Raw genomic sequence first — 14,469 nt, 5'->3', positions numbered from 1 at the left:
TGTGTATAATCAGGCCGTTGGCCAAAATGCGTCTTCGATATGTTTTATTGTATAACTGGTATCACCTTTAAATAGTACGGAGATAATATCAAAGCGTACCTCGCCCTGGTGATTCATGAGGTAAATATATTCATCTGCCGCTTCGGCTAATAATTTTTGTTTACGATTATCAACAAAATCTTCTGGCTGGCCAAAACCGGTGCCCGTGCGCGACTTAACCTCAGTGAAAATGATGACGCTGTCTTTCCAGGCGATGAGATCAATTTCGGCTTTTCCATGCACCCAGTTCTCGTCAATGATCTCATAACCCAGACTTTCAAGATGCGCTTTTGCAAGGCTTTCGCCGCGACGGCCCAGATCATTATGCTTAGCCATTATTTAAGGATCACTGAGCCCAGGTAATCTGATATATGTTTTTCCACCTTTTTCAGTTGCATATAACGTGTCATCAATATTTCCTGGTCGGTTTCATTAGTAGAGTTCTGAAGCTCTTTACGCAGGTCTTCTAAAATTTCCCCCACCTTTTGTTTTTTAAGATGGAATATAGCGCCAAGCACGGTCGCACGCATATTCATCTGCTCATCAGGTACAAATATGTTATGCATTTCGTACCAGTTTTCGCTAAGCGTATACTTTGTGGTCAGCATATCGACGGCAATATCCACTATGGCTTTATTTTCATGATGGATGAAAAACTGGTCGTCTGGCAACACCCCGTTTTCCACCTGCTGCCGGTAAATGTCAGTAAACAGTTTACACGTCGGGTCTTCAAAGGTAACGTCGCTTAATTCGGCAATTACAAACGGGCCAATGTAAGTATTGGCAATACCGTCCCAGTCAATCATGCGGCTGCCATACAACAATAGCAAACGCACTACTTCACGTTCCTGGTAAAGGCCGTTGTTTACTTCCTTAGTTAACTGTGCTTGTTCTTCAAACGGAGGTTCTTCCGGATAGGCTTCTATACGTTCTGCCTGCTGGCCGTTCTTTTTGGCTTTACTAAGCCGCATTTTATTCAGCTCAGAAAGCAGCACACGCTCTTCGATCTGCATCTGGTAGCTACATTCCTTTATAAATACCGATGCCTTGATAGAATCTGGTATTTTAGCAATGCTTTCCACTACCTCGCGAATTACTTCTGCTTTCCTTATCGGATCATTACCGGCATCCTTTAACAGGATACTGGTTTTATAGATAATAAAGTCTTTCTTATTCTGATCAATATACTGCTTAAAGGCACTGCTGCCTACCTGCCGTACATACGAGTCGGGGTCGTGCCCATCGGGGAATAACACAACCTTTACGTTAAGCCCCTCCTCCAGTATCAGGTCCAATCCGCGTAATGACGCTTTGATCCCTGCCGCATCACCATCGTAAAGGATAGTGATGTTCTTCGTCAAACGGCCAATTAAACGGATTTGCTCTACAGTAAGCGATGTACCCGACGATGCCACCACGTTTTCAATACCGGCCTGAAAAACGGAAAGCACATCGGCATAACCCTCTACCAGGTAACAGTTATCCAGATCACGGATAGCCTTTTTGGCAAAGTACAATCCGTATAATACGTTCGATTTATGGTAGATCTCCGACTCGGGCGAGTTAACATATTTCGGAACGTTCTTATCATTTTTTAACGTACGCCCGCCAAAGGCAATTACCCTGCCGGTAAAGCTATGAATGGGGAACATTACCCGGCCGCGGTAACGGTCATACATCGAACCATTATCGCGCTTTACAGATAAACCACTTTCTTCGAGAAATTCGGGCTGATAACCCGCTTTGATGGCTGCGCTTGTAAAAGCTTCCCATTGGTCGGGCGAGTAACCCAACTCAAATTTTTTGATGATCTCGGGTGTAAAGCCGCGTTCTTTAAAATAGCTAAGGCCGATGTTGGTTCCCTCTTCGGTTTCCCACATGGCTTCCTGGAAAAACTTGGCAGCATAGCTGCTGACCACCATCAGGCTTTCGCGACGGCTGTCAGCTTCCTTATTTTCTTTGCTTTCCTCCGTTTCCTCTATCTCAATGCCGTATTTTTTAGCCAGCCATTTTAAGGCTTCGGGATAGGTAAACTTTTCCAACTCCATTAAAAAGGTAATGGCCGAGCCGCCTTTGCCCGAAGAGAAGTCTTTAAAAATACCCTTAGATGGGGAAACTGTAAATGATGGCGTTTTCTCGTTTACGAATGGCGAAAGCCCTACGTAATTGGCGCCACGTTTTTTTAATTGCACAAACTCACCGATCACCTCCACAATGTCGGTAGCCTCCATAATTTTATCTATGGTGAGTTTGGTGATCATAGCCTGCAAAGATACAGACAAGCCGGGCTTGTGCTGTTTATAAATTTAAACTATTTATGACTACCTCAAACTTAATCAGCCTAATTAAATCCAAATCGGTGCAATCACTTGCTTTAAATCTGTTGAAATCAACACTTAAAATCTTAAATTTGCCACTCAATTTATTTGGAAATGAGCCAGAGAACAAAAATTAAAGCACTATTAGAGCATACCGAAACAGGTATCGAAGTTATTGTTAAAGGATGGGTACGTACCTTCCGTAATAATCAGTTTATCGCTTTAAACGACGGTTCAACCAATAATAATATCCAGGTAGTTGTTGATTTTGAAAACACCGACGAGGCTTTGCTTAAACGCATTACCACAGGTGCTGCCATTAGTGTTAAAGGCCAGTTAATAGAATCATTAGGTAAAGGACAAAAAGTAGAAGTTAAAGCTACCGAGATTGAAATTTTAGGTGATAGTGATCCTGAAAAATATCCGCTGCAACCTAAAAAGCACAGCCTTGAGTTTTTACGCGAGATTGCTCACCTGCGTTTCCGTACCAACACCTTTGGAGCTATATTTCGTGTGCGTAACAGCCTGGCATTTGCGGTGCATAAGTTTTTTCAGGAACGTGGTTTTGTATACCTGCATACTCCTGTAATTACTGCATCTGATGCGGAGGGTGCCGGTGAAACTTTCCGCGTAACCAATTTCGATATAGCTAACCCGCCACGTACCGAGAACGGCGAGGTTGATTTTAAACAGGACTTTTTCGGCAAGGCTACTAATCTTACCGTATCAGGCCAGTTAGAGGGCGAGCTTGGTGCAATGGCATTAAGCGATATTTATACCTTCGGACCAACCTTCCGTGCGGAAAATTCAAATACTACACGCCACCTTGCCGAGTTCTGGATGATTGAACCTGAAATGGCTTTTTATGATCTGGACGATAACATGGATCTGGCAGAAGGCTTGCTGAAATATGTGATCAACTATGCTTTGGAGCAAAACCGTGACGACATTGAGTTTTTAACGCAGCGTTTGCAGGAAGAAGAGAAATCAAAACCACAGAACGAGCGCAGCGAAATGAGCCTGATCGATAAGCTGCAGTTCTGTTTAGATAACGATTTTCAACGCCTTACTTATACCGAGGCTATCGATATCCTGAAAGATTCGACGCCTAATAAGAAGAAAAAGTTCCAGTACCTGATAGAAGGCTGGGGGGCCGATCTGCAATCTGAGCATGAGCGTTACCTGGTTGAAAAACACTTTAAAAAACCGGTTATCCTTACCGATTACCCGAAAGAGATCAAAGCGTTTTACATGCGCCAGAACGAAGATGGTAAAACCGTACGTGCGATGGATATCCTGTTCCCGGGAATTGGTGAAATTGTAGGCGGATCGCAACGTGAAGAGCGTTTAGATAAATTGGAGCAACGCATGAATGAAATGGGCATACCTACCGAAGAACTTTGGTGGTACCTGGACACCCGCCGCTTTGGCGCTTGTCCGCATGCTGGTTTTGGTTTAGGTTTCGAGCGTTTGGTATTGTTTGTTACCGGCATGGGCAACATCCGCGACGTGATCCCTTTCCCTCGTTATCCTAAGAATGCAGAGTTTTAATTGAAGCAGGGCGATTGCCCCGATTAAATAAATAGATTACACAGAAAAAGCCGCTTTATGCGGCTTTTGTGTTTTATAAAGTTACATTGTCATTGCGGGGCGTAGCGTGGCATATATACAGAATTGCTTATTGGGGATTGCTTCGTTCCTTGCAATGATGTTTTGTTCTTATATTTATCATATAAACCTCAATATCATGCTCAACACCTTTCCCCTCCATGCCTTTATCCCAACCTTAAACCCTACCCGCGCTAAAGAGTTTTATGGCGAAACGCTTGGTTTACCGCAGATATCAGAAACCCCATTTGCTTTAGAGTTTAATGCCAACGGTACTTTGCTGCGCTTAACAACCGTGCAGGCCTTAACTCCGCAGCCGTTTACTGTTTTAGGCTGGGGCGTAGATCATATTGAAGACATGATTGGCCAGCTAATTGCCAAAGGAATTTATTTTGAATTGTTCGGCTTTTTTGAGCAGGATGATTTAGGTATTTGGTTAGCACCTGACGGCACTAAAGTAGCCTGGTTTAAAGATCCGGACGGTAATTTGTTGTCTATAGCTGAAGGCGTAGCGTAATGTTATTAGCAGTGGTAATAGTTAGGAATCCGTCGTTCCCTGGCAATATTGATGTGAGAGTTGGAACTTGTCTTGATTCCTGATTCTCGATTCTTGCCTCTATTCCCTACTCCTTCTTATAATCCTTATGCAGGATCAGGAAGGCAGCCCGCTCTTCTTTATGGAAAGGCACGTTCCAGTTGCCCTGGTAGCTGATCTTAGTAGGTAATAATTCACCGTTGAAGCGGTTAAGCTCAATGTTCATCTGTACATTAAAGTCGAACAGCATATTGCTGTACTTCATGTCGATGTACCGCCCCAGAATTTGAAAGGTGCGTGTATCAAAAATGGTGGTCATTTCCCTGATCATGACATCATCATCGCTGGTGCTTGGCTTACGGATCACCTTAAACCGGTAAACCGGGATGCTATCCATATACGTACCGCGCGCAAATTGGTACAGGTAATAATCTTTCATATCCTTACCAAAAATCTCAGTTTTGCTGCTAATGAAAGGGATGCCGGTCACTTTGGTACCAGGGCGAAAAATCAGTGTTTTAAGCTTGTCTTTATAGCCTTCGTTTTTACCGCCTTTGTCACCGGGCAAAGCATCGCCTTTTACAAAGTCGGAGTTATAGGCATTCTGGAAGATGTAATCAAACATTTCAACCGTGTACAACTGGTATTTACCATTCTTTTTGTACAAGCTGCCACTATCGCGCTTAGCTAAGGTTTCTATAAAATGTTTTCCATTGCGATCGCCGTGGTGGAGCTTCCGATATATCTTTCCGTCAACCTTATTCTTTTTGTCGAAAGTAAAAATGCGGTTCTCGGCAATAAAATCGTAACCTTTCATATTATGAAAGGCCTTATAAAAGCTGGTATCTGTTACTACGGCATCAATAAAATCCTGCACGTTTAAGCGGTGGGCTTTAATGTTTACTATGGCAGTATCAATCACTACCGACTTTAAAGTATCCGGATCAAAGCGTTGTATTTTTTGGGCACGGGCTAAGCCGGTTAACGATAGAGCGGCTGCAACTACCAGCAAAAATTTATTCATGTATTCCTTATTAGTTGCCCAACTGGCGCAATGCTATGTACGCCATAAGGCCTGTGCTGCCCAGCAATGCCGACTCTTCAATATCAAACGTAGGTGTATGCACAGATGAAGTAATGCCGCGGCTTTCGTTACGGGTGCCTAAACGGTAGAAACAGCTATCGGCTGCATGCGAGAAATAAGCAAAGTCTTCACCTGCCATCCAGATATCCAGGTCAAGCACGTTTTCTTTACCTAAGTATTCCTCGGCAAAGCCTTTGGTACGATAGGTCAACTTCTCTTCGTTGATCAGGTAAGGATAACCCTTCATAATGTTAAACTCGCATTTAGCCCCCATGCTTTCAGCAATCCCTTCCGCCATTTTTTTCATGCGGATGTGTGCATCGGCACGCCACTTTTCATCCATCGTACGGAAAGTACCTTCCAGGTAAACCTCGTTAGGAATAACGTTGGTAGCACCATTGGCAATTACTTTACCAAACGACAATACCGATGGATTTTTAGGATCAGCAAAGCGGCTTATCACCTGCTGTAATGCAGTTAAGATATGTGCTGTAATAATAACCGGGTCAATGTTTTGTTGTGGTTGCGCACCATGCCCGCCCCTGCCTATTACCTTAACATAGATCTCATCAGTAGAGGCCATATATTTACCGGCACGGAAACCCACTTTACCTGCATCAATAAAAGGCATTACGTGTTGACCTATTACTGCCTGCGGCTTTGGGTTTTCCAGTACGCCTTCCTGAATCATCAGGTTAGCGCCGCCGGGTAGTTTTTCTTCGGCTGGCTGAAAAATCAGCTTTATCGTACCTGCAAAATCATCTTTGATGCGGGAAAGAATTTTTGCAGTACCCAATAGTGATGATGTATGCGCATCATGTCCACACGCATGCATTACGCCATTGTTCTGGGATTTATAAGGCACATCGTTTGCCTCTATAATAGGCAATGCATCCATATCGGCACGCAAAGCTACCACCTGGTCAGATGGCTTGCTACCTTTGATCAGTCCAACAAGACCATTATCAGCCATGCGTACATAAGGTATCTCTAATTCATCAAGCTTTGAAGCTACGAATGCAGAAGTAGCTACTTCGTGAAAAGAAAGTTCGGGGTTAGCGTGAAGATGGCGGCGATTGCTCACCACATCATTATAAATCTCTTCAGCAATAAGCTGTATACGGTCTTTAATCATGGCTGCGTATCTGTATCCAGTTTGGGTGGATTGATCTTTTCTGAAATGATAAACATCAGCGGGAACCATTGCCTTAGCTCCTGCATCATCTTAGTGGCTTCGAGCCGGGTACGAAAATCACCTACCCTTACCTTAAAATTGGGTTCGCGGTAAGTAATGTATGTACGAATGTTAGGGTATTGATCCTGAAATTTTGCCTGTGCAATATAAGCATCAGAACGATTGCTACCGTTGTAGATCTGCACCCGGTACCCTAATGAAGAATAAGTGCTGTTTGTATTACCCGCTCCTCTTGTGGGTGCAAACCTGCGGGCAATCAACGTATCTATGCGAGGGTCTTTTATTATTTCTACAGTTCCGCGCTGTGCAAAGCTGCTTAAACTTAAAAGCATAAAAAAACAGCACCCTGCTATACTTATAAGTGTTTTGTATAAAGGTGCTGTTTTATTCATTGATATATCATTTACATTATACTCGTCATTGCGATGAGTGTAGCGAAGAAGCAATCCCCGACTTAATAGATAATGCTAAGTTTAAGATTGCTTCGTTCCTCGCAATGACGCGATTATATTTTAGTACTGAGTAATATCGGTACCTATTTCTTAATTCTGGCCTACGCCGTGGCAGTTTTTAAACTTTTTACCACTGCCGCACGGACAAGGATCATTCCTGCCTATCTTTTGCTCAACGCGAACCGGAGTTGCTTTTATCTCTGGCATATCAGCTAATTCTACGCTGCCGCCGTCTGGTGCAAGCTCTGGTTTCGATGTACGCATCTGGCGCATATCGGTACGTGGCTCAGGGCGTGCTTCCTCAATTTCTTCAGGTGCCTGTTGAATTGGGATACCCCCTCTGAAAAGGAAGCTCACAATTTCTTTATTCACATTAGCCAGCATACCGCGGAACAATTCAAATGCCTCGAATTTGTAAACCAGTAACGGGTCTTTTTGTTCATAAACCGCGTTTTGTACCGATTGCTTTAACTCATCCATTTCGCGCAGATGCTCTTTCCAGGCATCATCGATCAAGGCAAGCGTTACGTTTTTCTCAAACGATTTAAACACTTCCAGTCCGTGATTGTCTACTGCTTTTTTAAGCGGAACAGCTACCTGTATGCCGTGGATACCATCTGTAAACGGAACAACAATATTCTCTACATACTGGCCACGTGTTCCGTAAACATCCTTAATTACCGGGAAAGCCTGTTCTGCAATTGCTTCCTGCTTGCGATGGTAGAACTCAGTGATCTCATGATAAAGCCTATCAGTTAAAACGCTAACGTTCGAACCTGCAAACTCATCCTGGCTCAGTTCGATATCTACAGAGAATAAACGGATCACTTCCAGTTTAAGGCCTTCATAGTTGTTTGATTCTTTGTATTCGGTAACCACATCTTCGATTACATCAAAAATGGTGTTATTCAAATCCACATCTAAACGCTCGCCGAACAACGCATTTTTACGTTTTGCATAAATAACGGTACGCTGAGAGTTCATTACGTCGTCATACTCAAGCAAACGCTTACGGATACCAAAGTTATTTTCTTCTACTTTCTTCTGTGCACGCTCAATTGATTTGGTGATCATGGAGTGCTGGATCACCTCCCCTTCTTCGATACCCATGCGCACCATCAGGTTAGAGATACGCTCTGAACCGAATAAACGCATCAGGTTATCTTCAAGCGATACGAAGAACTGAGAAGAACCCGGGTCACCCTGACGGCCTGCACGACCACGTAACTGACGGTCTACACGGCGCGATTCGTGACGTTCTGTACCTACAATTGCTAAACCACCGGCTTCCTTAACGCCAGGGCCAAGCTTGATATCCGTACCACGGCCTGCCATGTTGGTAGCAATGGTTACGGTACCTGCCTTACCAGCTTCAGCAACAACGTCGGCCTCTTTCTGGTGCATTTTAGCATTCAGTACGTTATGTTTAATACCGCGCAGCTTAAGCATACGGCTCAATAATTCTGAGATCTCTACCGAGGTTGTACCTACCAGTACCGGGCGGCCAGCTTGTGTAAGCTTTCCAATTTCGTCAGCAACGGCATTGTATTTCTCTCTTATCGTACGATACACCAAATCCTGGCGGTCGTCGCGCTGGATACCGCGGTTAGTCGGGATCTCAACAACGTCCAGTTTATAAATTTCCCAAAACTCACCTGCTTCCGTAACCGCAGTACCGGTCATACCGCAAAGCTTGTGATACATCCTGAAGTAATTTTGCAGCGTAATAGTAGCAAAGGTTTGAGTTGCATCTTCAACCTTTACATTCTCTTTAGCTTCAATAGCCTGGTGTAAACCATCAGAGTAACGGCGGCCATCTAATACACGGCCGGTCTGCTCGTCTACAATTTTAACTTTACCTTCATCAAGGATGTACTCAACATCTTTCTCAAATAAAGTATATGCTTTTAATAATTGGTTAACCGAGTGGATACGCTCAGATTTGATAGAGAAATCGCGCATCAGTTCATCCTTACGTGCAACTTTATCTTCGCTGCTCAGGTCTGATTTTTCGATCTCGGCAACTTCGCTGCCCACATCAGGCATCACGAAGAAATGAGGGTCTTCGCCAGATGCAGTGATCAGCTCAATACCTTTTTCAGTTAACTCAACCGAGTTATTTTTTTCATCAATCACAAAGAACAGTTCTGCATCAACCTTTGGCATTTCCTTGCCCTGGTCTTGCATGTAATAATTTTCTGTTTTTTGTAATACGGTTTTATTAGCGCCTTCGCTTAGAAATTTGATAAGCGCCTTACTTTTAGGTAAACCACGGTGAGCGCGCAATAAGGCTAAACCACCTTCATCTGAACCGGTCTTACCTTCATTAATTTGTTTCTTAGCTTCGTTTAAAGCTGTATTGATATAAGCACGCTGTGCTTCAACCAAACGCTGAATACGTGGTTTCAGTTGATAAAACTCATGCTCATCGCCACGCGGGATTGGGCCTGAAATGATCAACGGTGTACGGGCATCGTCAATTAATACCGAGTCAACCTCATCCACCATTGCAAAATGCAGTTTGCGCTGCACCAGTTCTTCTGGCGTACGGGTCATGTTATCACGCAGGTAATCGAAACCGAACTCGTTGTTGGTACCGAAAGTAATATCTGCAAGATAAGCTTTGCGGCGCTCTTCAGAGTTTGGCTCATGCTTATCGATACAATCAACTGTAAGACCGTGAAATTCATACAACGGGCCCATCCACTCAGAGTCACGACGTGCAAGGTAATCGTTCACCGTTACAAGGTGTACACCCTGGCCTGCAAGCGCATTAAGATATGCTGGCAAGGTAGCCACAAGGGTTTTACCCTCACCTGTAGCCATCTCGGCAATTTTACCCTGGTGCAATACAATACCACCAATCAGCTGCACATCATAGTGTACCATATCCCAGGTAACTTCATTACCCGCAGCAAGCCACTTATTAGCGTGTATGGCTTTGTCGCCTTTAATTACCACGTTTGATTTGCGTGCCGCCAATTCGCGGTCGCTATCCCAGGCAGTAACTTCAAGCGTAGCATTTTCTTTAAAACGACTGGCTGTTTCTTTAACCACAGCAAAAGCTTCAGGAAGTATTTCTAACAGGATAACTTCCAGTTGTTTATTGCGGTCTTTCTCCAGCTTATCTATATTGGTGTAAATAGCCACTTTTTCATTCACGTCCATGTCCGGATTGTTTTCAATCTGTTCACGGGCTGACTGAATGTCATTATCTATTTCGGCAAGTCCCTGTTTGATGCGTTCTTTAAAGTCAAGTGTTTTGCCGCGCAGTTCGTCATTGCTTAAACTTTCAAGCTTTGCAAACTCCGCTTTTGTCTTCTCAACTAAAGGCTGTATGCTTTTTAAGTCCCTTTCCGATTTGTTACCGAAAAGTTTACTGATAAATCCTAACATGCTTCTCTATAATATAATTCAAACCCTTTCAACAATTACGCCAGCACAATTGCCATAGCCATAATGGCAGCCACGAAGTTAATAATTTTATTTTAGTTGCCAGTTGCCGGTTGCGTGTTTTCGGTATTAAGAACGCTAAATCAATAGATTATCAGTTAGCCCAAATACAATTTCTCGCAACTGAAAACAGATAACTGGCAACTAAAATCCTATCTTTGCCGGTATATGAATATCCTGCTCATTGGTTCGGGTGGAAGGGAAAGCGCCTTCGCCTGGAAACTATCACAAAGCCCGTTATGCAGTCAGTTGTTTATTGCTCCGGGTAACCCAGGCACTGCTGCTTATGGCACCAACGTTAACTTAAAAGTTACAGACTTTGAAGGTATTAAGGCCTTTGCTTTAGCCAATGCAGTTAATATGGTATTAGTTGGGCCTGAAGAACCTTTGGTGAAAGGTATTCATGATTTTTTCCTGAACGACGAGCAGATCAAACACATCCCGGTGATAGGCCCGCAGCAGGAAGGCGCGCAGCTTGAAGGAAGCAAAGACTTCTCTAAGCAGTTTATGAACCGTCACAATATTCCTACGGCTAAGTCGCAAACTTTTACAAGCGAGACTTTACAGGATGGACTTACTTACCTGGCCGGGGCTGGCTTACCTGTGGTACTTAAAGCCGACGGATTGGCAGCCGGTAAAGGTGTTTTAATTTGCCTTACCCTACAGGAAGCACAAACTGAACTGGTAGAAATGCTGACCAATGCCAAATTCGGCGCTGCCAGCTCTAAAGTAGTTGTTGAGCAGTTTTTACAAGGTATAGAGCTTTCTGTATTTGTATTAACCGATGGCAACAGCTATAAAATATTACCCGAAGCAAAAGATTATAAACGTATAGGCGAAGGTGACACCGGCCTTAATACCGGTGGCATGGGTTCTGTTTCTCCTGTCCCGTTTGCAGATGCCGCTTTTATGCAAAAGGTTGAAGAACGTGTAATTATCCCTACTATTAATGGGTTAAAGCAGGATAGTATCCCTTATAAAGGTTTTGTATTTATCGGGCTGATGAATTGCGATGGCGAACCATACGTAATTGAGTATAATTGCCGCATGGGCGACCCTGAAACCGAAAGTGTAATGCCACGTATCGAATCAGACTTTGCTGATTTACTTAAAGGCGTAGCCGAAGGCACTCTTGCCGAAAAAGAACTGGTAATTTCAGATAAAGTTGCGGCTACCGTAGTTTGCGTAGCAGGTGGTTATCCGGGCGAATACCTGAAAGACAAAACCATCAGCGGCTTAGAGAATGTAAGAGGCTCTATCGCTTTTCATGCAGGTACTTATGCCGATGGCGAAGAGATCAAAACATCAGGCGGCCGTGTATTAGCTATTACTTCTTTGCAGAACGATATGTTCACAGCTTTACAGCAAGCCACGCTTGATGCCAGCCGTATTTACTATGATGGCAAATACTTTAGAAAAGATATTGGGTTTGATCTAATCTAGTATATAAGTATCAGGTAACTGGTATCGAGATTGTATTAAATAAACAAAGAAGCCTGCTGAATCCAGCAGGCTTTCTTTGTATCATTAAACCGATTGCTTACTCGGTTTTATCTTTTTTCTGGCCGAATACTTCGCCCAATTTGGCAGCAAGGTCTTCGCCTCTCAGGTTTTTACCAATGATGTGGCCTTCCGGATCAAGCAGAAAGTTTTGAGGAATAGCTTGTACACCATAAAGTTTGGCTGCCTCATTATCCCAGAATTTAAGGTCTGATACATGATTCCAGGCAAGGCCATCTTTGTGGATAGCGGCTAACCATTTGTCTTTAGCACCCGGGCGGTCAAGAGAAACGCTCAGAATAGTGAAGTTTTTATCTTTATACTGGTTAAATGCCTTTACCACATTAGGGTTTTCTGCACGGCAAGGACCGCACCATGATGCCCAGAAATCAACCAATACATATTTACCACGGAATGAAGACAATTTAACCATGTTGCCATTGGTATCAGCCTGTGCAAATTCAGGTGCTACTGCGCCGTAAGCAACGGTTTTAAGTTTTTCTAACTGATCAGCATATTTTTTACCTGATGCTGAGTTTTGAACATCGGCAGTCAAATGATGAAACAACGGCTCTACATCTTTATAGTCTGAGCTGTAAGTAAGGCTACGCAGCGCGCTTAAACTTACTACCGATGAAGGATTCTCCTGGATGAATTTTTTAGTAATTGCTTTTTCGTGGTTGTCAATTGCTTTTTCTTCAGCTGCGAATTGTTTTTTCAATTCTTCTGAAGGATTATCGCCTGCAGCTCTTTCTTTTTTATCCTGAGCCTCATACTCCGCATTAACTGCTTTTAAAGCTGCTTTATATTTTTCGTTTTCTTCGTTAATCTTTGTTCCGCCAACTTTAGCGTGTTTAGCAGAATCGGCAGCGGTAACGGTTGTAACTCCCGGTGCTACATACAGGTTTATATAATCATAAGGCGCATGTATGCCGTCGCCTTTCGCATTTACAAACAAGTTTGCAGATGAAGCTTCGGATATGTTACCTTTAAATTCAAAGGTTCCGTTTTTTAAAACTACAGAATCTGTTACACCTTTACCATTAACGCCATAACTTAAATAAGCTTTTGCGGGGGCATTATAACTGCCAATTTTTCCTTTAACTGTGAAATTAGGAGTGGTTTGGGCTATGCCGGCTGCCGGTATGGCAAGTAATGCCGCATATAATAATTTTTTCATGCTCAAGTTTTGTGTGATGTTTTTCAAATGTAATGATCAACACCTTTATTTTCAATTACCTAAAAGTCATTTTAATTTGACGGTTTAAGTGCCGACACAATCTCGTCAAGGGTTTGATCAATCGGCTTAAACTCAATACCGATGGCTTTTTTAATTTTGGAGTTATCGTAGTTCTGTACTTCAGATGCTGATCGTGCAGCAATTTTATCAATAGCCGGTGGTTTACCTGTGATTCCCCCCCATAACGCGGCCGAGCGCCATGCCATTTCCAGCATCCACGGTTTAGCTTCTTTAGCTGGTGGTTTTACACCAAATTTTTGAGCGATGTATGTTGTCAGCCTTTTATATTCCCAGTTTTCGGAGTTGATAATATAGCGCTCATCTGAGATATCGGTATCCATTAAGGCGATCATACACCTGGCCACATCTTCCACGTCCACTAAACCGCAGCTGCCACGTGTATAATAGCTTAGTCCTTTACGTACCGTTTCAAATAACTGTCCGCTGCCATCAGTGCCGGCAGAGGCACCTATAATTAATGACGGATTTACAACTACTGCATCAAGGCCTTCGGCAACACCGCGCCATACCTCCATCTCGCTTTCCAGCTTTGATATGGCATAAACATTATCGGCAGGGGTCTCCTCAATATAATGTTTCTCCGTGATCAGTTCGTTTTCCTTAGCTTGTCCAATGGCTGCTATCGAACTTACATGCACCAGCCTTGCCTGTTGCTGAAGGCACAGGTTAACTACATTGGCCGTACCATTTACATTGGTGTAGATCATCGGCTCCTTATCAGCCTGCCTGAAGGATACCCACGCCGCGCAATGATACACCTGCTCAATATCCTGCATGGCATCCTCCATACTGATAATGTCAGTAATGTCAGCATCAACCCAATCAATCAGGCTTGCATAAGCTTGCAGCGATTGGGGTATTACAGAAGTAGTCCGCTTTATACAGCGCAATGGCTTGCCATGTGCTGCAAGCTGCTTTACCAGCTCAGCACCCAAAAAACCTGTTGCACCGGTCACCAGTATCATGCGCAGTAATTTTTTAGAAAACAATGCAAATTAATTGAATTAAATTGATATTTGGACTT

General features: G+C 43.4%; 11 protein-coding genes. 3 read left to right on the top strand and 8 right to left on the bottom strand.

Translation table 11 applies throughout. The features are described 5' to 3' along the window. Positions 1-9: 9 nt before the first annotated feature. The gene (locus PQ461_RS04245) at positions 10-375 is read right to left on the bottom strand and encodes a YraN family protein (protein WP_274208400.1); all 366 of its coding nucleotides are present in this window, start codon (positions 373-375) and stop codon (positions 10-12) included. Beyond that, on the bottom strand, positions 375-2,300 hold the full coding sequence (dnaG, locus tag PQ461_RS04240) for a DNA primase (protein WP_274208399.1): 1,926 nt from the start codon (positions 2,298-2,300) through the stop codon (positions 375-377). Before dnaG ends, PQ461_RS04245 begins: the two co-directional genes overlap by 1 nt. Positions 2,301-2,471: 171 nt before the next feature. Between dnaG and asnS the strand changes: the two genes are divergently transcribed. Together asnS and PQ461_RS04230 are read left to right on the top strand one after the other, a co-directional pair. After that, positions 2,472-3,908: an asparagine--tRNA ligase gene (gene asnS / locus PQ461_RS04235; protein ID WP_274208398.1), complete on the top strand. Its 1,437-nt coding sequence runs from the start codon at positions 2,472-2,474 to the stop codon at positions 3,906-3,908. A gap of 196 nt (positions 3,909-4,104) precedes the next feature. Then, positions 4,105-4,482, top strand: coding sequence for a VOC family protein (locus PQ461_RS04230; protein WP_274208397.1), 378 nt, complete (start codon positions 4,105-4,107; stop codon positions 4,480-4,482). A 106-nt stretch (positions 4,483-4,588) separates the two neighbouring features. On the opposite strand, the gene PQ461_RS04225 is transcribed toward PQ461_RS04230, so the two are convergent. The 4 genes from PQ461_RS04225 to secA all read right to left on the bottom strand — a co-directional run bounded on the left by PQ461_RS04225 (position 4,589) and on the right by secA (position 10,627). Continuing rightward, positions 4,589-5,524 (bottom strand): hypothetical protein, encoded by a 936-nt coding sequence (locus PQ461_RS04225; RefSeq protein WP_274208396.1) that lies wholly within the window; start codon positions 5,522-5,524, stop codon positions 4,589-4,591. A 10-nt stretch (positions 5,525-5,534) separates the two neighbouring features. Beyond that, entirely contained in the window at positions 5,535-6,719 is a 1,185-nt protein-coding gene (locus PQ461_RS04220) for a M20 metallopeptidase family protein (RefSeq protein WP_274208395.1), read from the bottom strand. Continuing rightward, positions 6,716-7,111 carry an SPOR domain-containing protein gene (locus PQ461_RS04215; protein WP_274208394.1) on the bottom strand — a complete coding sequence of 132 codons (396 nt, stop codon included), beginning with the start codon at positions 7,109-7,111 and terminating at the stop codon, positions 6,716-6,718. The genes PQ461_RS04220 and PQ461_RS04215 overlap by 4 nt, the downstream gene beginning before the upstream one ends. A gap of 210 nt (positions 7,112-7,321) precedes the next feature. Next, positions 7,322-10,627, bottom strand: coding sequence for a preprotein translocase subunit SecA (gene secA, locus PQ461_RS04210; protein WP_274208393.1), 3,306 nt, complete (start codon positions 10,625-10,627; stop codon positions 7,322-7,324). 225 nt (positions 10,628-10,852) lie between these two features. Here secA and purD point away from each other — a divergent pair, with 225 nt between their 5' ends. Further along, positions 10,853-12,127: a phosphoribosylamine--glycine ligase gene (gene purD / locus PQ461_RS04205; RefSeq protein ID WP_274208392.1), complete on the top strand. Its 1,275-nt coding sequence runs from the start codon at positions 10,853-10,855 to the stop codon at positions 12,125-12,127. Positions 12,128-12,224: 97 nt separating this feature from the next. Here purD and PQ461_RS04200 read toward each other — a convergent pair whose 3' ends face one another. Together PQ461_RS04200 and PQ461_RS04195 are read right to left on the bottom strand one after the other, a co-directional pair. Then, a complete protein-coding gene (locus PQ461_RS04200; RefSeq protein WP_274208391.1) occupies positions 12,225-13,364 on the bottom strand; it encodes a TlpA disulfide reductase family protein in 1,140 nt (379 codons plus the stop codon). 71 nt (positions 13,365-13,435) lie between these two features. Continuing rightward, a complete protein-coding gene (locus tag PQ461_RS04195) occupies positions 13,436-14,434 on the bottom strand; it encodes an SDR family NAD(P)-dependent oxidoreductase (protein ID WP_274208390.1) in 999 nt (332 codons plus the stop codon). Positions 14,435-14,469 lie beyond the last annotated feature (35 nt).

It is taken from the genome of Mucilaginibacter sp. KACC 22063, assembly GCF_028736115.1.
Lineage (GTDB): Bacteria > Bacteroidota > Bacteroidia > Sphingobacteriales > Sphingobacteriaceae > Mucilaginibacter.
Note: the sequence above shows the minus strand (reverse complement) of the source record. Positions and strands in the feature narration are given on the sequence as shown.

What these genes read in the sequence shown, in the direction of transcription:
- dnaG (WP_274208399.1), bottom strand. Translation starts at nt 2,300, where the DNA reads ATGATCACCAAACTCACCATAGATAAAATTATGGAGGCTACCGACATT.
- PQ461_RS04215 (WP_274208394.1), bottom strand. Translation starts at nt 7,111, where the DNA reads ATGCTTTTAAGTTTAAGCAGCTTTGCACAGCGCGGAACTGTAGAAATA.
- PQ461_RS04230 (WP_274208397.1), top strand. Translation starts at nt 4,105, where the DNA reads ATGCTCAACACCTTTCCCCTCCATGCCTTTATCCCAACCTTAAACCCT.
- PQ461_RS04225 (WP_274208396.1), bottom strand. Translation starts at nt 5,524, where the DNA reads ATGAATAAATTTTTGCTGGTAGTTGCAGCCGCTCTATCGTTAACCGGC.
- asnS (WP_274208398.1), top strand. Translation starts at nt 2,472, where the DNA reads ATGAGCCAGAGAACAAAAATTAAAGCACTATTAGAGCATACCGAAACA.
- PQ461_RS04220 (WP_274208395.1), bottom strand. Translation starts at nt 6,719, where the DNA reads ATGATTAAAGACCGTATACAGCTTATTGCTGAAGAGATTTATAATGAT.
- secA (WP_274208393.1), bottom strand. Translation starts at nt 10,627, where the DNA reads ATGTTAGGATTTATCAGTAAACTTTTCGGTAACAAATCGGAAAGGGAC.
- PQ461_RS04245 (WP_274208400.1), bottom strand. Translation starts at nt 375, where the DNA reads ATGGCTAAGCATAATGATCTGGGCCGTCGCGGCGAAAGCCTTGCAAAA.
- PQ461_RS04200 (WP_274208391.1), bottom strand. Translation starts at nt 13,364, where the DNA reads ATGAAAAAATTATTATATGCGGCATTACTTGCCATACCGGCAGCCGGC.
- purD (WP_274208392.1), top strand. Translation starts at nt 10,853, where the DNA reads ATGAATATCCTGCTCATTGGTTCGGGTGGAAGGGAAAGCGCCTTCGCC.